General features: G+C 42.1%; 21 protein-coding genes. 11 read left to right on the top strand and 10 right to left on the bottom strand.

Annotation, left to right across the window (positions count from 1 at the left end; translation table 11 throughout):
• Window positions 1-74: 74 nt before the first annotated feature.
• The 6 genes from chlG to pstS form a co-directional block, all read right to left on the bottom strand.
• Entirely contained in the window at window positions 75-1,145 is a 1,071-nt protein-coding gene (chlG, locus tag SYN7509_RS0206675) for a chlorophyll synthase ChlG (protein WP_009634454.1), read from the bottom strand.
• A gap of 157 nt (window positions 1,146-1,302) precedes the next feature.
• Window positions 1,303-1,770: a DUF411 domain-containing protein gene (locus SYN7509_RS0206670; protein WP_009634455.1), complete on the bottom strand. Its 468-nt coding sequence runs from the start codon at window positions 1,768-1,770 to the stop codon at window positions 1,303-1,305.
• A gap of 3 nt (window positions 1,771-1,773) precedes the next feature.
• Window positions 1,774-2,580, bottom strand: coding sequence for a phosphate ABC transporter ATP-binding protein PstB (gene pstB / locus SYN7509_RS0206665; protein ID WP_009634456.1), 807 nt, complete (start codon window positions 2,578-2,580; stop codon window positions 1,774-1,776).
• A 19-nt stretch (window positions 2,581-2,599) separates the two neighbouring features.
• On the bottom strand, window positions 2,600-3,505 hold the full coding sequence (gene pstA, locus SYN7509_RS0206660) for a phosphate ABC transporter permease PstA (protein ID WP_009634457.1): 906 nt from the start codon (window positions 3,503-3,505) through the stop codon (window positions 2,600-2,602).
• A gap of 6 nt (window positions 3,506-3,511) precedes the next feature.
• Complete coding sequence (pstC, locus tag SYN7509_RS0206655; protein ID WP_009634458.1) at window positions 3,512-4,468, bottom strand: phosphate ABC transporter permease subunit PstC; 957 nt, start codon at window positions 4,466-4,468, stop codon at window positions 3,512-3,514.
• 100 nt (window positions 4,469-4,568) lie between these two features.
• Entirely contained in the window at window positions 4,569-5,624 is a 1,056-nt protein-coding gene (gene pstS / locus SYN7509_RS0206650) for a phosphate ABC transporter substrate-binding protein PstS (protein WP_009634459.1), read from the bottom strand.
• Window positions 5,625-5,940: 316 nt separating this feature from the next.
• Between pstS and SYN7509_RS0206645 the strand changes: the two genes are divergently transcribed.
• Complete coding sequence (locus SYN7509_RS0206645) at window positions 5,941-7,044, top strand: hypothetical protein (RefSeq protein ID WP_009634460.1); 1,104 nt, start codon at window positions 5,941-5,943, stop codon at window positions 7,042-7,044.
• Here the strand turns inward: SYN7509_RS0206645 and SYN7509_RS0206640 are convergent.
• Complete coding sequence (locus SYN7509_RS0206640) at window positions 7,041-7,463, bottom strand: ExbD/TolR family protein (RefSeq protein ID WP_009634461.1); 423 nt, start codon at window positions 7,461-7,463, stop codon at window positions 7,041-7,043. The two genes, SYN7509_RS0206645 and SYN7509_RS0206640, sit on opposite strands and share 4 nt — an antisense overlap.
• 2 nt (window positions 7,464-7,465) lie before the next feature.
• Window positions 7,466-8,143, bottom strand: coding sequence for a MotA/TolQ/ExbB proton channel family protein (locus SYN7509_RS0206635; RefSeq protein WP_009634462.1), 678 nt, complete (start codon window positions 8,141-8,143; stop codon window positions 7,466-7,468).
• Between the two features lie 197 nt (window positions 8,144-8,340).
• On the opposite strand from SYN7509_RS0206635, the gene SYN7509_RS0206630 reads away from it, so the two are divergent.
• The 4 genes from SYN7509_RS0206630 (at window position 8,341) to SYN7509_RS0206615 (ending at window position 13,758) form a co-directional block, all read left to right on the top strand.
• A complete protein-coding gene (locus SYN7509_RS0206630) occupies window positions 8,341-9,849 on the top strand; it encodes a UbiD family decarboxylase (protein ID WP_009634463.1) in 1,509 nt (502 codons plus the stop codon).
• A gap of 187 nt (window positions 9,850-10,036) precedes the next feature.
• Window positions 10,037-12,043: a molecular chaperone DnaK gene (dnaK, locus tag SYN7509_RS0206625; protein ID WP_009634464.1), complete on the top strand. Its 2,007-nt coding sequence runs from the start codon at window positions 10,037-10,039 to the stop codon at window positions 12,041-12,043.
• A 48-nt stretch (window positions 12,044-12,091) separates the two neighbouring features.
• Window positions 12,092-13,027, top strand: coding sequence for a DnaJ C-terminal domain-containing protein (locus SYN7509_RS0206620; protein ID WP_202807284.1), 936 nt, complete (start codon window positions 12,092-12,094; stop codon window positions 13,025-13,027).
• Window positions 13,028-13,299: 272 nt separating this feature from the next.
• A complete protein-coding gene (locus SYN7509_RS0206615; protein WP_009634466.1) occupies window positions 13,300-13,758 on the top strand; it encodes a hypothetical protein in 459 nt (152 codons plus the stop codon).
• 150 nt (window positions 13,759-13,908) lie between these two features.
• Here SYN7509_RS0206615 and SYN7509_RS30080 read toward each other — a convergent pair whose 3' ends face one another.
• Window positions 13,909-14,052, bottom strand: coding sequence for a hypothetical protein (locus SYN7509_RS30080; RefSeq protein ID WP_158506138.1), 144 nt, complete (start codon window positions 14,050-14,052; stop codon window positions 13,909-13,911).
• A 312-nt stretch (window positions 14,053-14,364) separates the two neighbouring features.
• Between SYN7509_RS30080 and sufU the strand changes: the two genes are divergently transcribed.
• The 6 genes from sufU to SYN7509_RS25315 all read left to right on the top strand — a co-directional run bounded on the left by sufU (window position 14,365) and on the right by SYN7509_RS25315 (window position 19,420).
• The gene (gene sufU, locus SYN7509_RS0206610) at window positions 14,365-14,844 is read left to right on the top strand and encodes a Fe-S cluster assembly sulfur transfer protein SufU (protein WP_432205679.1); all 480 of its coding nucleotides are present in this window, start codon (window positions 14,365-14,367) and stop codon (window positions 14,842-14,844) included.
• Window positions 14,845-14,853: 9 nt separating this feature from the next.
• Complete coding sequence (locus SYN7509_RS29600) at window positions 14,854-15,375, top strand: Ycf51 family protein (protein ID WP_009634468.1); 522 nt, start codon at window positions 14,854-14,856, stop codon at window positions 15,373-15,375.
• A gap of 6 nt (window positions 15,376-15,381) precedes the next feature.
• Window positions 15,382-16,536: an iron-containing alcohol dehydrogenase family protein gene (locus SYN7509_RS0206600; RefSeq protein ID WP_009634469.1), complete on the top strand. Its 1,155-nt coding sequence runs from the start codon at window positions 15,382-15,384 to the stop codon at window positions 16,534-16,536.
• Window positions 16,533-17,729, top strand: a complete 1,197-nt coding sequence (locus SYN7509_RS0206595; protein WP_009634470.1) for an aspartate aminotransferase — start codon at window positions 16,533-16,535, stop codon at window positions 17,727-17,729. The genes SYN7509_RS0206600 and SYN7509_RS0206595 overlap by 4 nt, the downstream gene beginning before the upstream one ends.
• A gap of 153 nt (window positions 17,730-17,882) precedes the next feature.
• Complete coding sequence (locus SYN7509_RS0206590) at window positions 17,883-18,338, top strand: CBS domain-containing protein (RefSeq protein WP_009634471.1); 456 nt, start codon at window positions 17,883-17,885, stop codon at window positions 18,336-18,338.
• Complete coding sequence (locus SYN7509_RS25315) at window positions 18,296-19,420, top strand: ATP-binding protein (RefSeq protein ID WP_009634472.1); 1,125 nt, start codon at window positions 18,296-18,298, stop codon at window positions 19,418-19,420. The genes SYN7509_RS0206590 and SYN7509_RS25315 overlap by 43 nt, the downstream gene beginning before the upstream one ends.
• A 144-nt stretch (window positions 19,421-19,564) precedes the next feature.
• On the opposite strand, the gene SYN7509_RS0206580 is transcribed toward SYN7509_RS25315, so the two are convergent.
• The gene (locus tag SYN7509_RS0206580; RefSeq protein ID WP_009634473.1) at window positions 19,565-19,957 is read right to left on the bottom strand and encodes a hypothetical protein; all 393 of its coding nucleotides are present in this window, start codon (window positions 19,955-19,957) and stop codon (window positions 19,565-19,567) included.
• Window positions 19,958-20,327: the final 370 nt, after the last annotated feature.

Below are 20,327 nucleotides of genomic sequence, written 5' to 3'. Positions count from 1 at the left end.
GCAGGCTAACAACTTATTATTAGCCATGTTAATGTATTTCATCAGTGAAGTTAATATCCGTTTAGAGGTAAATTTTAAATCCCAGCATGACCTAACGCGATACCTGTAAGCAACATTCCCAAAACTAAAAACGGTTGAGCGCTGGCTTGATACTTGACATCATTGTTAAGAGGATCGGGAAGGAAATAAAGCTTTTGGAAAACTATTTGCGGCACAATCAGCAACAAAACGATCGCACCATAAACATTTTCATGCAAACTTAGTAAATAAGCGCCAATTCCAGCTTGAAATAAGTCAATCATTACTACGCAAATCCAAGCGGCGGTATTGACTCCAAACATGACAGGGAGAGACTGCAAACCAAATTGGCGATCGCCTTCTACACTTTTGAAGTCATTAACAACTGCAATTCCCAACCCCGCCATACTGTAAATGAGCGTCAAAACTACAATTGTCCAATTGAGTTCGCCAAATAAAGCATGACCCGTACACCAAGGTAAAGCAATATAACTTGCTCCCAAAGCATAACCGCTCAACCAACCGTTGCGCTTGAGTTGAAAAGGGGGAGCGCCGTAAATGTATGCTAAGAAAGAGCCACCCAGCGCTAAAGCGGTAATTGTGGGAAACTGATGACCAGCCCATTTATCGAGGATAAAAGCGATCGCAATTCCCGATAATAGCAATGTCAAAATTTGGGTAATAACTTGCGGTGTACTAATTGCACCCGATGGAATTGGGCGATAAGGTTCGTTAACAGCATCAATCTCGCGGTCAGAGTAATCGTTAACAGTTTGGGTATAACCTGTTAGCAATGGGCCAGCAAGTAACATACAAGTAGCTACTTTTAGCACGTTTTCCAGCGACCAAGTAAAATTGCCCGATGATGCTGTACCGCAAAGTACGCCCCAAATTAAGGGAATCCAGGTAATCGGCTTTGTTAGCTGTAAACGAATCTTCCAAATAGAAGTTTCACCGCTAGAAGCTCCTTTCATGCCTAGCATTTGCCGAGTTTTAGCAGAGCGATCGCTTACTAAAGGCGCATCGGTACTAGGTTTAACATCTACAGGCGCTTTAGTCTCCGGTTCAAGAAATTCTAACTGTTCTGAAGAATTAGCTTCAGGAAACGATTGAGTTTGTTCTGACATAGTTTTTTAAGTAAATTTATAACCTACGGCGATCGCCTAATCTAATAGTAGTGGGCTTAACTATAGGTTTGCTGTGTAAGTTTTGGGACTGATACAACAAAAAGCTGAGTTTTTTAATTACTCAGCTTTAGAGAACATTTAATATACCGCGATATTTTTAAAAAGAATACTGCTTAAAAACTTTAGTTTGTCCTTGCTTATCAAAAGATACTACCGCGTAAGAATCTTTTTTACTGCCCATTTCCATCCCTGGCGTACCTACAGGCATACCGGGAACAGCAATTCCTGTAATATCGGGTTTTTGTGCCAAGAGGCGCTTAATATCGTCTCCTGGAACGTGACCTTCTACCACATAACCATCAATTATTGCCGTATGACAAGAGGCTAAATCGTCGGTTACTCCTTGTTCATGCTTAAAAGCAAATATGTCTGCAACGGGAACATTTTTTACAGAAAACCCTTGAGATTGCAAGTGTTTCATCCAACTACCGCAGCAAGTACAGGCTGGATCTCGATACATAATTGCTTCGGGTAGGTTGGCGGCTTGGGCGCTACTTGTGGTTGCTAGTAGAACTATAAAGGCGATCGCTATCCAAGAAATTATCAATCGTTTAATCTTATTCATAAATTAGCCAAAACGTCCTTGTACATAGTCGCGGGTGCGAGAGTGAGTAGCTTCAGAAAAAATCTGAGTTGTAGAACCAAATTCGACCATCTGCCCAATGCGGCTTTCATCAGTGCTAAAAAAAGCCGTGTAATCAGAAACTCGCGCCGCTTGTTGCATATTGTGAGTAACAATGGCGATCGTGACAGACGATCGCAAAGTTTTAATTAATTCCTCAATTTTCATTGTAGCGATTGGATCGAGGGCTGAAGCGGGTTCGTCCATTAATAAAATTTTTGGCTTTACAGCTAAAGCACGGGCAATACAAAGGCGCTGCTGTTGTCCCCCCGAAAGCCCCAAAGCTGATTTATTTAACTTATCTTTGACTTCATCCCACAAAGCTGCGCTTTTAATTGCCGATTCGACAATTTCATCTAACTTAGATTTGGCACAACGCCCAGCAATTCGCACTCCATAGGCAACATTGTCATAAATGCTCATCGGAAAGGGGTTCGGTTTTTGAAATACCATCCCAATTTGCTGTCGTAAACGATTCAAATTGACGCGACTTGCATAGATATTTTGCCCAAAAAACTCTACCTCACCTTCAACTTTGACACTACTACTTTCTAATTCACTAATTCGATTGAGAGATTTGATAAAAGTTGATTTACCACAACCAGAGGGGCCAATAATTGCGGTGATCTGTCCTTGGTAGATGTCCATTGACACCGATTCGAGGGCTTTGAGGTTGCCGTAGTAAAAGCTTAAAGCTTTAACTCGCAGCGCGGGAATTGTCGTCGAAGCAGGAGGAAAATTATTGTTATTCACAGGGGGAGTAGATGCTAAATTAACGATCGCTAAAACGTTGGCGCGTTGCCAGCCGCGACAAAATACTAATCAACAAAACCAAACCAACTAAAACTAACGAAGCCGTCCAAGCAATTTGATTTTGAATTACATCCGGCGATTGGGCATATTTGTAAATTAAAGTAGATAAAGCTGGACTAGGTTCAAATAATCCCTCTGGCCAAATATCGCTAAATAAAGCCGTAAAAATTAACGGCGCAGTTTCTCCCGCCGCCCTAGCCACTGCTAACAAAATTCCTGTCGTTATAGCTGGAATTGCCGCCGCGACAGCAACTTTAAAGGTAGTTTGAAACCGACTAGCACCCAAAGCGGCGGACGCAAGGCGTTGAGGCTGTGGCACTAATTTTAAGGCTTGTTCGGTAGTCAAAGCAACAATCGGCAGCATAATTACCGAAAGCGCAAAACCCCCAGCTACCGCCGAAAATTGGGTAACGTGGTTGAGAATCAGAACGCCATAGGCAAATACCCCCGCAATAATTGAAGGTACACCCGTCAAAATAGTAGTAATAAAGCGTACAAAACTGGCGATCGCCGAAGTTTGACCAAATTCTGCTAAAAATATCCCTGTCATTAATCCTACAGGAATGCTAATTAGCGAGGCAATACCTACCATCATTAACGTACCAACAATCGCATTGCCAAAACCGTTAGGATCTGTAGGTAATATCGGCGGTGGCGCGGGTAAGGCTGTAAATACTTCAGGTTTTAAGTTGGGCAATCCTTGACGGAGAATTTCGATTAGTATGGCAACTAAAGGTATTAAAGCGATTGCAGTAAGGATAAAAGCGATCGCACTCATCCCATAATTAAACATTGTCCGATAGCCAGACAAAGGTTTTTGTAATTCTAAAGATGTATCTAATTTTTTGGGATAACTTGCAGACATAGGATTTTATTGTTGTTTGCTACCAATCAATCGCACCATCAACACCGCCGCCATATTGACAAGTAAAGTCACGACAAACAAAATCAAGGCAAGATACATCAGTGCGCCAACGTGTAAATCTTCTTGGGCTTCGCCAAACTCATTAGCCATTACCGCCGGAATTGTATAACCCAAGTCGAGGATAGAAGAACTAATAACTGGAGAGTTGCCAATTACAAGAGTTACAGCCATAGTTTCGCCTAAAGCCCGTCCCAGCGCCAAAATTGCTGCCCCCACAATTCCCGAAGCCGCCGCCGGAATAATTACCCCAAAAATACTTTCCCAACGAGTTGCGCCTAAAGACATTGAACCACTCCGCAACTCTTTAGGAATTGCTAATAATACTTCGCGGGAAATTGCCGCCATTGTCGGCAAAATCATAATTGCTAAAATCAAACCCGCCACTAGCATTCCGTAACCCGCAGGTTGCGTATTAAATAAAGGAAACCAGCCGAAATTTTGATATAACCATTGCTGCAAAGGGTCTAAAGCTGGAATTAACACAAATATGCCCCAAAGCCCAATAATTACGCTGGGAATTGCCGCAATTAATTCAATTACAAAGGCTAAAGGATTCCGTACTACTGGGGGTAAAAAATTCTCGCTAGTAACTAGAGCTACAGCAAGTCCTACCGGAAAAGCTAATAATATAGCGATCGCGCTACTTACCAAAGTTCCATAGATATAAGGCAACGCGCCAAAAACCAGACTCCCTACATCCCACTCTTGACTCCACAAAAACCCCAGCCCAAACTTGCCAATGGCAGGCATAGCTTTGTCAAAGATTATCCAACTGATCCAAAACAATAACAAAACCGTACTACAAGCAAAAAGCCACACTAGCCCGCTAAATACTTTATCTAACCAATGATTATTGCTATCTATTATTGTTAGATCGTTTACTTCATATTTTGAGTGTTGCATCTCTAATAAAGTTATTTTTACTACTTAGTGTAAATAAGTATTGGGGTATCTCCCTAGGAAACACCCCAATAGTTGTTTTAATTGACCAAAATTTCAGAAATTAGGGGCCTTTAACACCACTATTTACACTGCTAACAACTTTACTTGCAATTCCTTGAGGAATGCGAGTATAGCCAAGATTATCGTTTAACTGTTGTCCATCCGTCATGATCCATCGCACCATCCGCTTGACAGCAGCAGCATCACCGGGCTGAGTATAAGTTTTATATACCATCAACCAAGTTAAACCTGTAATTGGGTATCCATCTCCAGGATTGCCCAACTTACTGAAGGTAACGCGGTGGTCAGAATTGAACTGTACGGAATTAAGCGCCTTATTTGCTTCCGCTAGAGTTGGGGCAACATATGATCCTCGGCTATTTTGGACTAGCGCTGATTGGAGTTTATTGTTTGTCGCAAAAGAAGCTTCTACATAGCCAATGCTACCAGAAGTCCGCTTGACAATTTGAGCAACACCGGGGTTTCCTTTTCCGCTTACTGGCTTACCGGGCCATTTTGGAGTTTTGTTAGGTCCAATTCTACCTTTGAAGTAGCTATCCATTGAACTCAGAGCGTTGGTAAAAATATAGCTTGTACCACTGCTATCAGCGCGTACAGCTAATTTAATTTGACTATTTGGTAATTTGGCTCCGGCATTATCTGCGGCAATTTTGGGGTCATTCCACTTAGTTATTTGACCGGAAAATATTGCTGGTAGAACTTTGCGCGATAGTTTCAAATTCGATACACCAGGTAAATTGTAAACTACAGCAACCGGGCCTCCGGCAGTAGGAATATACAATACTCCATTTTTAACTTTGGCGGCTTCCGCGTCAGTCATCGCTGTATCGCTACCCGCAAAGTCAACGCTTCCATTCGCTAACTGTTTGATTCCGCCACCGCTACCAATACCTTGATAGTTGACTTGTACAGGTTGGCTACCTTTACGCAGTTCGCTAAAGTAGCGCTGATAAAGGGGTTCTGGAAAAGTAGCTCCAGCACCATTTAAAGTTACTGCTTTTTGGGCGAAAGCTCCAACTACAGACCCTAACACCATAGCCGCCGTAACTACTGAAGCTGTAAAAGCAAGCCTAAAAGTGGTTTTATGCACAACCATATAAATTCAACCTCTATCAAAAGAATTATTTTTGTCACCCTGAATAAATTTACTACTATGCTGGTTAAGTAATGGGGAGAAAGAGGTTAATTTCTAATTAAATTTGCTTTAAAAAACCTATATATGCTTGCTAAAAAACTTTTTTATTAAGTTTTATTGATATTATTGATAATAAGCTAATTAACAATAATTTTTTCTAAAAATGCTTTGTTATTAATCATCTAAGGCTAAACACATCAACGCCAAACAAAATAGACTCAGCCTTAGCAGTTCATTTTTTTATATTAATCAATACCAAAAAAGCTTAACTAAAAATATGACCCTATCTTATCCTGTTAAAAATTATTCATGGCAGCAACTAGCTCGACCGATGCTATTGCTTTCTATAGGATTTCACGGTTTGATACTATTTGCCCCTACGCCTGCGCACAAAACGGAGCTTCCTAAAAAAGAAATCGCTACTGAGCGAGTTAAAATTACACAATTGCCAGTTTCTTCTAATCCACCGCGCGTTATTAAAAAAACTTCCCAATCCACAGTCAAATTGCCAATTGTTCGCCCAACTAATAGATTCATAGCTAATCAAAAATCCGTTAGTCAGCCTGTAATTAAACAATCTCCCGCAGTACCAGCAGATTCTAAACCTGCAAAAACAACTCCTCAAGTTCTTGCTTTTTCTGGGACTGAAACTATCGCTTTACCAAATCCTTCTAACTTGAGCGATCCTTTTGGTGATTTTCCTAAATATATAAATGCTCAACCTGGATCTTTGGGTTTATTTAAGGCAGAATTAGACCAATCTAGTCAACAAACTAAAGACGCAACCGCTTTAGTAGCTAAATACTTTGAGCGAGAGCTAAAGGCGCGAGAATATAAACTTACCTTAGCTAAAAATGAATCGGATACCAAGGTTTTTGAAATTACTAAAGGTAATACAACTAAGTTTCTTAACTTAATTAATCATAATAGTTCAACAGTTATTGTATTAGCTTCAGAAATTCTCAGTCCAGAAAATATAAACGATGTTGCAAAAGCTAGTCCCCAAGAAGAAGCATTTATCGGTATTCTTAGTGAGATAAATTTTGAAAATATAGACGACCCGGAAAGCTATTTAACTGATCCTAGTTTGTTTTATTCAAAGTTTGGTGCAGGGAAAGATGGTTTTTACGAAGTAGTGCCAAAATCAAACACTTTAGGGACTATTCGTTTAATTCCCAATCAATTACCAGAGCAAGTATTTAGTACGATATTTGCTCCCGCATTAAAAAGCAGTGGTTTTGAGGTTAATCCCCAAGGCGAATATGGGGGAGGAATGGTTTATGAAGTTAAACAAGAAACTTTTATTACCTACCTCAACTTAGTACCAACAAGCGATCGCCAAGGCACAATAGTTGTAGCTTGGAACAGTTTACCTAATTAATTAGCATCGATCGCTAAAGAAACGCGATCGCCCCCAACATCCCGCATTTTGCCTAATACTTGTACTACCTGCTCGTAGGGCAATTTTTTATCTGCTTGCAAAACTACCACACCGTTAGGATTTGTTTGCAAATAAACCTGCATCTGTTGGCTTAATTGTGCGTCAGTAACCGGATTATTGGCGACTTGCAGTATCCCTTGTTGAGTTAATCCCACAACCAAAGGATCGGGAGTTTTGACAGTATTTGCGCCAGTATTGGTACTAGGTAAATTGATATTTACCGATTGCTGTTGCGCCGTCAATGTCATTGAAATGATGATGAAAAATGTTAAAACCGTCATTAACACATCCATCATTGGTACTAGATTTATTTCTGGCATTTGAGACTTAGAAGCGCGGAATCTAGAATTTAAGGGCATTGTTAATTACTGTCTTGTTCCATAAATCTTTGTGGTATAGCCGCTTGAGAGGGTTCATACCACACTTGACGGTAAATTAATTCTAAATCGCTACCTACTCTCGAAAAATAATCCATTTGCTGCGATTGCAAACTAACAAAGATCCGGAAAAAAAATAAAGCAATAATAGCTACAATCATTCCCGTCGCTGTAGCTATGAGCGCTTCACCAATACCCGCCGCCGCTCTAGTTGCGTCCGCACTGCTACCACCACCGCCAATTTTTAAACTGCCAAAGGTAGTAATTAAACCCGTTACTGTACCTAATAAACCTAATAATGGCGCGATCGCAATTACCGTTTCTAGCAACTTATCGCCTTTCCGCATCTGTACAAATTCTTTATCGGCGGCGGCTTCCATTGCTAAATGAAAAGTCTCAGGGCTAGGTAGATTGAGTTTGAGCGGTGCTAATAAAAACCTACCAATTGCCAAACTTTGAAATTGTTTAGCGATTTGAGCGGCGGTGGCTAAATCTTTGGGAGCAGATTTTAGGACATCATTTACAACTCGATCTTCTTGGCTAGTTAACTGAAACCAAAACCAGCCGCGCTCAAAAGCACAAGCAAAAGTAGCAATTGATAAGCCTAGCAAAGGGTACATTACCGGACCTCCGGCTACAAACAAGTCATATACTCTAGACATAATTTAGGAAAAAACTAGCATACCAAGTTTCTCCGGCTGCTTGCGAATCTAAGTTATTTATTACGATAATTTAAAAAGGTAAAGTTTTATTTAAGATTATTTGTCTTACCAGGCGTAAAACTCCTTCAATCCCTGCGATTAGGCACTGATAATAAAAAATACAGCTAAACATTATTTAAAATTTCGCACTAGAAACAATGGCAAGAGATTTACGGGGATTTATCAAACAACTAGAGGATCGCGGACAGTTAAAGCGAATTAGTGCTTTAGTTGATCCAGAGCTAGAAATTGCCGAGATTTCTAACCGAATGCTGACTCAAGGCGGGCCAGGGTTATTATTTGAAAACGTTAAAGGTGCAGCTTTCCCGGTAGCTATAAACTTGATGGGGACAGTAGAGCGGATTTGCTGGTCGATGAATATGCAGCAGCCAGAGGAGTTAGAAGACTTAGGCAAAAAGCTAGGAATGCTCCAGCAACCTAAACCCCCCAAAAAAATCGGACAGGCGGTAGAGTTTGGGAAGTTGTTATTTGACGTACTTAAGGCAAAGCCGGGACGCGACTTTTTCCCCGCCTGTCAGCAAGTAGTAATTCAAGGCGACGATGTAGATTTGACGAGACTCCCCTTAATTCGTCCTTACGTCGGCGATGCGGGGAAAATTATTACTTTGGGCTTAGTAATTACCAAAGACTGCGAAACCGGAACGCCCAATGTTGGAGTTTATCGCCTGCAACTGCAATCGCGCAATACAATGACCGTTCATTGGCTTTCGGTACGAGGTGGTGCTAGACACTTACGCAAAGCTGCCGAAAGAGGGAAAAAATTAGAAATTGCGATCGCTCTTGGAGTCGATCCCATGATTATTATGGCGGCGGCTACCCCCATTCCTGTAGACCTCTCCGAGTGGCTATTTGCAGGGCTGTACGGCGGTTCGGGGGTCAATTTGGCAAAATGCAAAACCGTAGACTTAGAAGTGCCAGCCGACTCAGAATTTGTCTTAGAAGGGACAATTACACCGGGGGAAGTTATGCCCGATGGCCCTTTTGGGGATCATATGGGATACTACGGCGGCGTGGAAGATTCGCCCTTAGTGCGTTTTCACTGTATGACTCATCGCCAAAACCCCATTTATTTGACTACTTTTAGCGGTCGTCCGCCCAAAGAAGAGGCAATGATGGCGATCGCCCTCAACCGCATTTACACGCCTATACTCCGCCAGCAAGTATCAGAAATTGTTGATTTTTTCTTACCGATGGAAGCCCTTAGCTACAAAGCGGCGATTATTTCTATAGACAAAGCTTACCCCGGTCAAGCGAGACGGGCGGCGTTAGCTTTTTGGAGTGCCTTGCCGCAATTTACTTATACTAAGTTTGTAATTGTGGTAGATAAAGATATTAATATCCGCGATCCGCGACAAGTTGTTTGGGCGATAAGTTCTAAAGTAGACCCAACGCGGGATGTATTTATACTTCCGAATACCCCCTTTGATACTCTAGACTTTGCTAGCGAAAAAATTGGCTTAGGTGGACGGATGGGAATTGATGCCACAACCAAAATACCACCAGAAACCGACCACGATTGGGGGGCGGCGTTAGAGTCCGATCCCGATGTTGCAGCTATGGTAGAAAGACGTTGGCAAGAGTACGGTTTAGCAGATTTAAACCTAGGAGAAGTTGACCCCAATTTATTTGGCTATGATATGCGCTAACAGAGCTAGGTTTAATTGTAGTAGCGGCGATCGCCTTCAGTAATAGCAGTAAATAGCAAAATTTAAGGGCGAAGTCACCTGTTAACGGCAGCGTAATCTAAAACATAGCGAGGAGCAAGATACAATAATCCCAAGGATTGGCTCAAACACGAGTGTTAAACAAGATACGCGAGGAGAACGGTTAGGCATGGGTAAAGTAGTTGGTATAGACTTAGGTACAACTAACTCAGTAGTTGCTGTCATGGAAGGCGGCAAACCCGTAGTAATTGCCAATGCCGAAGGAATGCGGACAACTCCCTCGGTGGTAGGGTTTAGTAAAGATGGCGAACGCTTGGTAGGACAGTTAGCCCGGCGGCAAACCATTTCTAATCCGCAAAACACCTTTTACGCAGTTAAACGGTATATTGGGCGCAATTATGCCGAACTCAGCCCCGATTCTAAGCGGGTTGCTTATACTATTCGCCGCGATGAAATGGGCAATATCAAAATTCGCTCTCCCCGCTTAGAGAAAGATTTTGCCCCCGAAGAAATTAGCGCCATGGTGCTAAAAAAATTGGTAGATGATGCCAGCCGCTACTTGGGGGATAAGGTGACAGAAGCCGTAATTACTGTACCGGCTTATTTTAATGATTCCCAAAGGCAAGCGACAAGAGACGCGGGGAGAATTGCCGGATTAGAAGTACGAAGAATTCTCAATGAACCAACGGCGGCTTCTTTAGCTTACGGACTAGATCGCCAAGAAAGTCAAACGATTTTAGTCTTCGATCTAGGTGGAGGTACTTTTGATGTCTCGATTTTGGATGTGGGCGATGGTGTTTTTGAAGTCAAAGCTACCAGTGGAGATACGCAACTAGGCGGTAATGATTTCGACCAAAAAATTGTCGATTGGCTGGCAGAAATATTTTTAGACGCAGAGGAAATAGACTTAAGACGCGATCGCCAAGCCTTACAAAGACTCTCGGAAGCGGCGGAAAAAGCAAAAATTGAACTATCTAGCGTCAACATCACAGACATCAATCTCCCGTTTATTACCGCTACGGAAGATGGACCAAAACATTTAGAAACCCGCATCAATCGCAGTCAGTTTGAGGAGTTGTGCGAAGACTTAATTGCCAGACTGCGAAAACCAGTCAAAAGAGCGTTAAACGATGCTAATCTTAGACCCGCCGATATTGATGAAATTGTCTTAGTTGGCGGCGGTACGCGGATGCCAATGGTACAGCAATTAGTCCGCAGTTTAATCGGCAAAGAACCCAACCAAAATGTCAATCCTGATGAGGTTGTCGCCGTTGGCGCGGCTATTCAAGCCGGGATTTTAGCCGGAGAACTCAAAGATATACTATTGCTCGATGTTACGCCGCTATCGGTGGGCTTAGAAACTGTTAGCGGTGTAATGAAAAAACTGATTCCCCGCAACACAACGATCCCTGTACGGCGATCGGATATCTTTTCTACCGGAGAAAACAATCAAACTTTAGTAGAAATCCACGTTATCCAAGGCGAACGGGAAATGGCAACGGATAACAAATCCTTGGGCAAATTTAAGCTAACCGGAATTCCCCCCGCACCGCGTGGAGTTCCCCAAATCCAAGTAGCCTTTGATGTTGATGCTAACGGTATATTGCTCGTAACCGCTTTAGATCGCAATACTGGACGAGAGCAAAGTATTACAATTCAAGGTGCGTCTACTCTTAGCGAAGCTGAAGTAAATAAAATGGTGCAGGAAGCAGAAAAATATGCTTCTTCCGATCGCAAACGTAAAGAAAGAGTCGAAAAACGCACCCGCGCCGAAGCTTTAACTTTGGAAGCAGAAAGAGAACTTAAGCAAGTAGCGTTGGATTTTGGGATGCAATTTGCTCGCAATCGCCGCCAAAGGATTGAAGTTTTAGTTCGGCAATTACGGGACTATCTTAACCAAGATAGCGATCGCGGTATAGATCAATCGGCCGCCGATTTGAAAGAGGCTTTAGCTGAACTTAACCGCGAAGTCCGTCAGTATTACAGCGATGATGACGATGGTGGCAACATATTTGACTCGATTCGGCGCGTATTTACCGATGATGATGATGATTACGAACCGCCACAGCGCCGCGAACGTCCTTATTATAGTAATGATGAGGGTTATAACCGTCGCCGACCTCAACGCCCTAGTTATCAAGATAATTGGGATGATAACGATGACAATTGGCTCTAGCTGCATAACAGAATTTTAAACTAACCGCTTTTACAGAATATGCAGAACTTGCAGAATTTCAAAGATTACTACGATATTTTAGGAGTACCGAAAGATGTTGCCTCAGAGGAAATCAAAAAGGTTTTCCGGCGATTGGCTAGGCAATATCACCCCGATTTGAATCCGGGAAACAAAGAAGCTGAGGAAAAGTTTAAGGATATTGGGGAAGCTTACGAAATTCTAGGCGATCCAAATAAGCGATCGCAATATGATCGTTTTAGCTTGTCTTGGCAACAGAAGTCTCGCGGTAAAGCTGGAAAAAGCATTTTTAAGCGCGGTACTCGTGAGACAGAATTAGACGAGTTTGCCGATTTTGAGAGTTTTATCGACCAAGTGCTAGGACGCAACAACAAAGCCAGTAATGACGATGATCCTTTTCGTCCTGGGACAACAAAATACGCCACTACCGTTACTCCGCGTCCCAGTCGTCGCAATATTGAAGCCAAGCTAGTTGTCCCTTTAGAAAAAGCTTATGAAGGTGGGGCGGAGAGAATTAGGCTAGAAGATGGGCGCAGCCTTGAAGTAGATATGCCTCCAGGGATGTTTACCGGGCAAACTATCCGCTTGAAAGAACAAGGGGTAGGAGGTGGCGACCTATTTTTAAAAATTACCGTCTCTCCCCACGATTACTTTCTTCTTGAAGGTAACGATATTGCCGTTAAACTTCCCATTACTCCTAGCGAAGCGGTTTTAGGTAATCCGGTAGAAGTGCCAACTTTAGACGGTTTAGTACAAATGAATTTACCCGCCGGGGTGAAATCTGGTCAACGGTTGCGCCTAGCAAATAAAGGTTACATTGATGACCAAGGTAGACGCGGCGACCAATTGGTAAAAATTCAGATTGTCATTCCTAAAACTATTAGTTCTCAAGAAAAGGAATTGTACGAAAAATTGCGACAAATTGAAACTTTTAATCCCCGTGCTGACTTGCTATTGCAAAAATAACAATAATTTTTTATACATACTCAGCCTCAAGACCGCCGAACTAAAAAAGCTCTAAGGTAGCGTAACAGTATAAACGCGATCGCTCTATACTTTTTGAAGTATACCTGCCGCTTTTGTTTGACTAATGTTATTTCTAATTAGAAATGAGTTGCTCAAAAAGCTGTGTGAGGCATATTCCGACAGCTTTTTGTGTAACTATGCAGTAACTTTAAATGTTGTGTGAAATACTGCCAAAGCCCTCAGTATATTTCTGGAGGTAGTAGAATAAAACAATGAAACTTGTAACAATTGTAACAAATATTTTTGGTGGAGATATTATCGTGCGTAAAGCAATTTGTTTGGGTTTAGCAGGAATAATTGGAGCGGCATCTTTAGGTGTAACTCCGGTTGCCTTTGCCAAAAGAGGCGATATTATTAAAACCGGAGTTTGTACGGCTAAAAGCACCTGGAAGCTTAAAGTTAGCCCTGATGACGATAACCGAAATAATCCCTTGATTGAAACTGAATTTGAAGTAGATCAAAATCGAAATGGTCAAAGGTGGTCGGTGGTCATTAGACGCGATCGCACTCCGGTGTTTAGAAGCAACAATGTAGTAACACAAGCTCCTAGCGGTTCTTTTAGCATTAATAGTCGCTTTTCTAATCCCCCCGGACAGAATATAGTGACAGCCATGGCAGCTAACCCTGCTACTGGTGAAAAATGTCAAGCTACGATTGCTGTAACTTTTTAGTTGGCATCTCTTAAAAAACTAAGTTGTTAACATACCGCACTGATTTTTTGGTTAGTCCTTAAGTTATAATACCCGCCACCTAAATATAGGTCGGTTGGTATAGCACAAGGAATCTCTAGAAGCCCATTAGACAGCAAAATGGAGATGGATTTAATAAAATCCATCTCCATTAAAGTATTGTCTTGAAGGGTAAAATATTAAGGTATGGCGATCGCATAGCTTCCTATGGTAATAACGGGTAAGTTGTTGAACAATGTATCGAGCTTCGACATTTTTGAGTTCAATTATTACCAATTTATTATTTTTATCTAGTGCTGAAATATCGCCGATATCACCAAATGCTCTACATTGTCATTTTAAAGGAAAAAGCTTAAACAGTTTATATAACTGACTTTAAACAAAATTTTCAAGATTATTCTCCCTTACAAACTGCCAACCGTTACTTACTTTTTTCAGCGTCTACTTTAAAGAAACTAACAAGCTTGAGCAGTAGTTAATCAGTATCTAATGTACTTTATTATACTTGCGCTTAGTTGAAGTATGGGATTTATTGACGTGCTGACAGAGCAGAAAATTAGCGGACTGATAGGATAAAAGAATAATGTATTGATTATTCAAGCTATGGCTTTAAGCAATGTCCGCGATTTATATCAGCAGGTAATACTAGAACACTACAAAAAACCGCGTCATAAAGGGCAAACAAACCCTATCCACCGCCAGCAACGGGGACATAACCCTTCTTGTGGCGATACGATTGAACTAACCGTACAGCTAAACGATACGGGCGATCGCATTGAGGATGTAAAGTTTGTTGGTGAAGGCTGCGCGATCGCCATGGCTTCCGCAGACTTGATGGCAGATGCTTTGCGCGGTAAACAAATAGACGAAGCTTTGACAATGGTGAAACGCTTTCAAGGCATGATGAAAGGTGAAGAGGAGTTTCCCAAAGAATTAAGGAAACTAAATGTTATGCAAGGCGTAGCTCAATTTCCAGTCAGAATTAAATGTGCTAATCTCTCTTGGCATACAATCAAAGCTGCTTTGGAAAACGACCAAGCAGAACCTATAAGTAATGAAAACGAGTAAATTAAGTCAATGCCAACTACTGCTACTTTTCTCACCTTTGCCCAATGGATAGGTATTCTCACTTTATTCTGTGCTTTTTTAGCAGTGTTAGGTTTTAGTTTCAAGTGGGCGGCTAGATTTCAGCTAGTCGGCGTTACAGGATTTTTTGGCGTACTTACAGGGGGATTATTTGCCTTAAGTTTAGTCCCGATTATGCGGACAGTAGTACCAGGCGCGGTAAAGTTTGCCAGAGTTTACGATGCTGGCTCAAATCAAGCTGTAATTTCTGTAGCGCCTACCATTACTGAAACTGAGCTACAAGCAACCTTGCGTCAAGCCGCCGGAAACTTGTATTCCTATGGTCGGTTGGGGCAAGAGGAAGATAAACTAATTATTCGGGCTAGAACGATTATTCACCCCCAAAAAGGAATGTCAAAGCCCCTATATATCGGGCAAGTCAAACGTAGTCTTGTCAATAAAGAAGACACCCAAATGCAGATTGAGATTTTCCCCGATAAATTTGCTCAATTACCTAAACCTGATGCCACGTAAAAGTCGATGAACCAAGTCTTAACCTCTCCAATTTTTACTCTTAGTGTCGCCCCAGCTAAAGTATTACGCGGCGAACAACTGCTAGAACAAGCTGGAAACGCGATCGCCCGTTTTGGCAGCCGTCCCCTGATTGTGGGAGGCGATCGCACTTTAAAAGCTACATTACCCCGCTTGCATCCCGTTTTAGCAGCGCAGCAACTCGAAGCAAGTACCGTAAGTTACGGCGCTGATTGTAGTGAGGCGGGTTTAGCTACTATGCGCGAAGCTGTAAAAACACATAAAGCAGATTTAATTATTGGTGTGGGTGGTGGTAAGGCTCTAGACGCGGCAAAGTTATTGGCTTATCAGTGTCATTTGCCCGTCGTGACAATTCCTACCAGTGCGGCAACTTGTGCGGCGTGGACGGCATTATCTAATGTTTATTCCGAGGAAGGGGCATTTTTGTATGATGTCAGCCTCGAAAATTGTCCTAATTTACTTTTGCTTGATTACGATTTAATTGCCACTGCTCCCGCTTATACTTTGGTAGCAGGAATTGGCGATGCGATCGCCAAATGGTACGAAGCCTCCGTTAGTAGTGGCAACTCTGAGCAAACTTTGATTGTTTCTGCCGTGCAGCAAGCTAGAGTTTTACGAGATATCTTATTTCAAAAATCCGCCGCCGCTTTGCAATCTCCCGGTAGTGCTGTTTGGAAGGAAGTTGTAGACGCAACGGTATTACTCGCGGGGGTAATTGGGGGGCTAGGAGGCGCAGAATGTCGGACTGTAGCCGCCCATGCTGTGCATAATGGTTTAACTCATTTACCCGTACATAGCAGCATTCACGGCGAAAAAGTGGCTTTTGGGATTTTGGTACAGTTGCGTTTAGAGGAAATGGTACAGGGAAATCAATTAGCCGCAACCTCTCGTCAACAGTTACTAAAGTTTTATACAGAAATTGGTTTACCCCAAAAACTAAAGGATTTAGGACTAGAAGATATTAGTTTAAAAGAGTTAGAACAATCGGCAGAACTCGCTTTAGCTCCAAACTCTGACATTCATCGCTTGCCTTTTAAAGTTGCTGTAGAACAACTCCTCGCAGCAATGGTTTCTACTACAGCACCCACTAATAATAAAGACTCCCTCAACTATATCTGCATCAATGAGGAGGTCAAAAAATGAGTTTAAGTTGGATTAATCCCGCCGATCGCATTCAATCACTTCCGCCCTATGTATTTGCCCGTTTAGATGAATTAAAAGCTAAAGCTAGAGAGCAAGGTCTAGATTTAATTGACTTGGGAATGGGCAACCCTGACGGCGCTACACCTCAGCCTGTTGTAGACGCAGCGATCGCCGCCTTGCAAAATCCGGCAAATCATGGCTATCCTCCCTTTGAAGGGACGGCTAATTTTCGTCGCGCTATTACTAACTGGTATCATCGCCGCTACGATGTCCAATTAGATCCCGATAGCGAGGCTTTGCCCTTAATAGGTTCTAAAGAAGGATTGACCCATTTAGCGATCGCCTATATCAATCCTGGCGACTTAGTTTTAGTCCCAAGTCCCGCCTATCCCGCCCATTTTCGCGGACCCTTAATTGCTGGCGGTAAAGTTCATAGCATTATTCTTAAACCAGAAAATGACTGGTTAATCGATTTAGCCGATATTCCCGATGCTGTCGCCGAACAAGCAAAAATTCTTTATTTCAACTATCCTAGCAACCCCACCGCTGCCACTGCACCCCGCGAGTTTTTTGAGGATATTGTTGCTTTTGCCCGTAAATACGAAATTCTCTTAGTTCATGATTTATGTTACGCCGAATTAGCTTTTGATGGCTATCAGCCCACTAGCTTACTAGAAATTCCCGGCGCAAAAGATATTAGCGTCGAGTTTCATACTTTATCAAAAACCTACAATATGGCAGGTTGGCGAGTAGGCTTTGTTGTGGGCAATCGCCACATTATTCAAGGATTAAGAACGCTAAAAACTAACTTAGATTACGGCATTTTTGCCGCTTTGCAAACCGCCGCCGAAACCGCGCTGCAATTACCTGATTCTTATTTGCACGAAGTTCAAAATCGCTACATTCGCCGCCGCGATTTCTTAATTGAGGGATTAGGGGAATTAGGCTGGAATATTCCTAAAACCAAAGCCACAATGTATCTATGGATACCTTGCCCAGTGGGGATAGGTTCTACAGATTTCGCCCTTTCGGTATTGCAACAAACGGGCGTAGTATTAACCCCTGGAAATGCTTTTGGGACTGGGGGAGAAGGTTATGTCAGAATTAGCCTAATCGCTGAATGCGATCGCCTGGCGGAAGTTTTGCAACGCTTTAAACAAGCTAATATCTCCTACTCAATGGTAAATATTTAGCCAGTGCGATCGCTGCAAAGCTCGAAAAGCCTATATCATTTAATTGGTAAGAAAACTATTAAAAAAATAAATATTTATTATTTCTTAAGGTATAGTGGGTTTAATGTCTCTCCAGTGATTATTGCTTGAACTTACGCTCAAGCTGTGTCTGCTATGCAACCAAATCATCAGGGCATTAACCTATCTCCACTAGAGCAGATACTCGATCTATCCTTTTTAACAGTTGCAGTTAATACCTCAGTGTTAGAGGCGATCGCTTTATTTAATCAAACACAAGCTAGTTGTGTTTTGATAGTTGAAAAATTGCAATTAGTAGGAATATTTACAACGCGAGATGTAGTTAGGCTCGTTGTTTCAGGAAAAGACTTGTCTACACTCAAACTAGCGGAGGTGATGACAAAAGAAGTCGTTACCCTAACTCAATCCAAAGCTACCGATGCGATCGCGGCGTTGTCGCTTATGCGTCAATATCAAATTCACCATTTGCCCATAGTAGACGAAAGCGGTCAATTGCTAGGACTTGTGACTCAGTCCAGCTTGCTGCAAGGGTTCATACCAACGAAATTTTGCAACTCAAATACCCCCAAGATCAAGATCGGCGACTGCTAAAAACCCTCGAAGCTAGTGTTAGACGGGGGGCGGCTTTGGTTAAGCAAGTATTGTCCTTTGCGCGTGGAGTTGAAGGCGATGCCTCCGGCACGGGCGAAGCCCTACGCGCTATTGTCCAAGTCACACACTTAATATTAGAAATCGCCAATATTGTCAAAGAGACATTTCCCAAATCCATTGAACTTTGTATAGATATAGCCCCAGACTTAAGCACAGTCTCCGCCGATGCGACGCAAATACATCAAGTGTTGATGAACTTGGTAGTTAATGCTCGTGATGCCATGCCCAATGGCGGTAGTTTAAAGCTGAGTGCAAGTAATTTAGAAATTGAGAAAAGCTATGCCCAGATGAGTGTTGAGGCAAAAGTTGGACTCTATGTTGTAATTACCGTTGCCGATACGGGAACAGGTATCACCCCGGAAATTGTTGAGCAGATTTTCGATCCCTTCGTTGTAATTACCGTTGCCGATACGGGAACAGGTATCACCCCGGAAATTGTTGAGCAGATTTTCGATCCCTTCTTTACAACTAAAAAAGTTGGTCAAGGTACGGGTTTGGGTTTGTCTACTACTCTTGGCATTATCAAAAGCCACGACGGTTTTATAGAAATTTGTAGTGAGGTAGGAAAAAGTAGCAAATTTCAGGTGTATTTGCCTGCTGTAGAGCAAACAGCAATCCCACTGATAGAAGATCCAGAACTACTAATGGAACATGGTGAATTAATTTTAGTGGTAGATGACGAAGCTGCAATTTGTGAGATTGCCAAAGCAATTCTAGAAAGCTATAACTACCGAGTATTAACTGCCAATGATGGGATTGCGGCTTTAGCTTTATATGCCGAAAATAAACATGAGATTAGCCTAGTGCTACTCGATCGGATGATGCCAAAAATGGATGGAATAGTTGCCATCCAAACCTTGCAAAAAATAAACCCGCAAATTTCTATAGTGGCGATGAGCGGCTTGTCCTCTACGGAAGACTTCGCCCAAGTTACAGATATTGGCGCTCAAGGCTTTCTGTCTAAGCCTTTCACTGCACAGGAATTATTAAAAGCCTTAGGTAACGTCCTTGTAGAAAAGTAATACGCGATCGCCTCTTTGCGCAAACATCGTCTACTTAAAAAAATCGGCGCTGCTGAAAGTGTGATGATTTACCCGGCGTTGGCAACTCTCCTGTCTTACTCTCTTTCATAGCAATTACCAATTACCAAAAAATCTTTAGTTATATTATCGCTGTTGAGATAAAAAGATAGAACTACTAACATCTGACGCTGGACAACTTGCCAGGTTTGCTAAATTCACTTTTCTATTTTTGTTCTTACCGTCATCAACATAGGTATAGGCTAAATCAATATTGCGATCGTTAACTTTTACTCCCCACAATAATTCATAGCCTACCGTTCCCGCCGAAACAGATTTTATTTTGAGAGCTTTAGGGACAGTATCGCCACAAGGTTCGCACAGTTCATAAATAGTTTGACCTTCGTCTAAGCGAGACACCGCAGCTATTGCTTGCTGTTTGCTCGTATAAGCACATTGATCGGCATATACCGCCGATCCCAAAGTTAACGTCAAACCAATTCCTAGAGAAACTACTTTCAATAGTTTTTGCACTTTCATAAACACAACCACAATCGTTATATTCGACAGACTATGGTTGATAAATTATAGTTCCAAGTCTTTGAATTGAGTTAAAGTGCTAATTTACTTTGGTTTTCAAGTAACCCGGCTGGATTTAGCAAAATTTAGGTTATTTAGCCAAAAATGGTGGTAGATGCGATCGCCAAAATTTTAAAATGCAATTACGCAAAGCGCCAAGGGCGATCGCATCTACTTGTGAAACAGGCGTAGATACAGTATTTACTGCGATTTTACCTTTAAAAACCTTTGCTGACGATTAGCCAACGCGGCGGAAACTAATCAATTCAGGAATATCGATCTGTTGTGTTGTAGATCAACTTAACTGCTCAACCATGTGTGTTGATTGCTT

The organism is Synechocystis sp. PCC 7509 (assembly GCF_000332075.2).
GTDB lineage: Bacteria > Cyanobacteriota > Cyanobacteriia > Cyanobacteriales > Chroococcidiopsidaceae > Aliterella.
This window is presented reverse-complemented; position numbering and strand designations above follow the sequence as displayed.

Bases quoted from the DNA above. Each gene is read 5' to 3' on its own strand.
- chlG (WP_009634454.1), bottom strand. From the start codon at position 1,145: ATGTCAGAACAAACTCAATCGTTTCCTGAAGCTAATTCTTCAGAACAG.
- SYN7509_RS0206670 (WP_009634455.1), bottom strand. From the start codon at position 1,770: ATGAATAAGATTAAACGATTGATAATTTCTTGGATAGCGATCGCCTTT.
- pstA (WP_009634457.1), bottom strand. From the start codon at position 3,505: ATGTCTGCAAGTTATCCCAAAAAATTAGATACATCTTTAGAATTACAA.
- pstC (WP_009634458.1), bottom strand. From the start codon at position 4,468: ATGCAACACTCAAAATATGAAGTAAACGATCTAACAATAATAGATAGC.
- pstS (WP_009634459.1), bottom strand. From the start codon at position 5,624: ATGGTTGTGCATAAAACCACTTTTAGGCTTGCTTTTACAGCTTCAGTA.
- SYN7509_RS0206645 (WP_009634460.1), top strand. From the start codon at position 5,941: ATGACCCTATCTTATCCTGTTAAAAATTATTCATGGCAGCAACTAGCT.
- SYN7509_RS0206640 (WP_009634461.1), bottom strand. From the start codon at position 7,463: ATGCCCTTAAATTCTAGATTCCGCGCTTCTAAGTCTCAAATGCCAGAA.
- SYN7509_RS0206635 (WP_009634462.1), bottom strand. From the start codon at position 8,143: ATGTCTAGAGTATATGACTTGTTTGTAGCCGGAGGTCCGGTAATGTAC.
- SYN7509_RS0206630 (WP_009634463.1), top strand. From the start codon at position 8,341: ATGGCAAGAGATTTACGGGGATTTATCAAACAACTAGAGGATCGCGGA.
- dnaK (WP_009634464.1), top strand. From the start codon at position 10,037: ATGGGTAAAGTAGTTGGTATAGACTTAGGTACAACTAACTCAGTAGTT.
- SYN7509_RS0206615 (WP_009634466.1), top strand. From the start codon at position 13,300: ATGAAACTTGTAACAATTGTAACAAATATTTTTGGTGGAGATATTATC.
- SYN7509_RS29600 (WP_009634468.1), top strand. From the start codon at position 14,854: ATGCCAACTACTGCTACTTTTCTCACCTTTGCCCAATGGATAGGTATT.
- SYN7509_RS0206600 (WP_009634469.1), top strand. From the start codon at position 15,382: ATGAACCAAGTCTTAACCTCTCCAATTTTTACTCTTAGTGTCGCCCCA.
- SYN7509_RS0206595 (WP_009634470.1), top strand. From the start codon at position 16,533: ATGAGTTTAAGTTGGATTAATCCCGCCGATCGCATTCAATCACTTCCG.
- SYN7509_RS0206590 (WP_009634471.1), top strand. From the start codon at position 17,883: ATGCAACCAAATCATCAGGGCATTAACCTATCTCCACTAGAGCAGATA.
- SYN7509_RS0206580 (WP_009634473.1), bottom strand. From the start codon at position 19,957: ATGAAAGTGCAAAAACTATTGAAAGTAGTTTCTCTAGGAATTGGTTTG.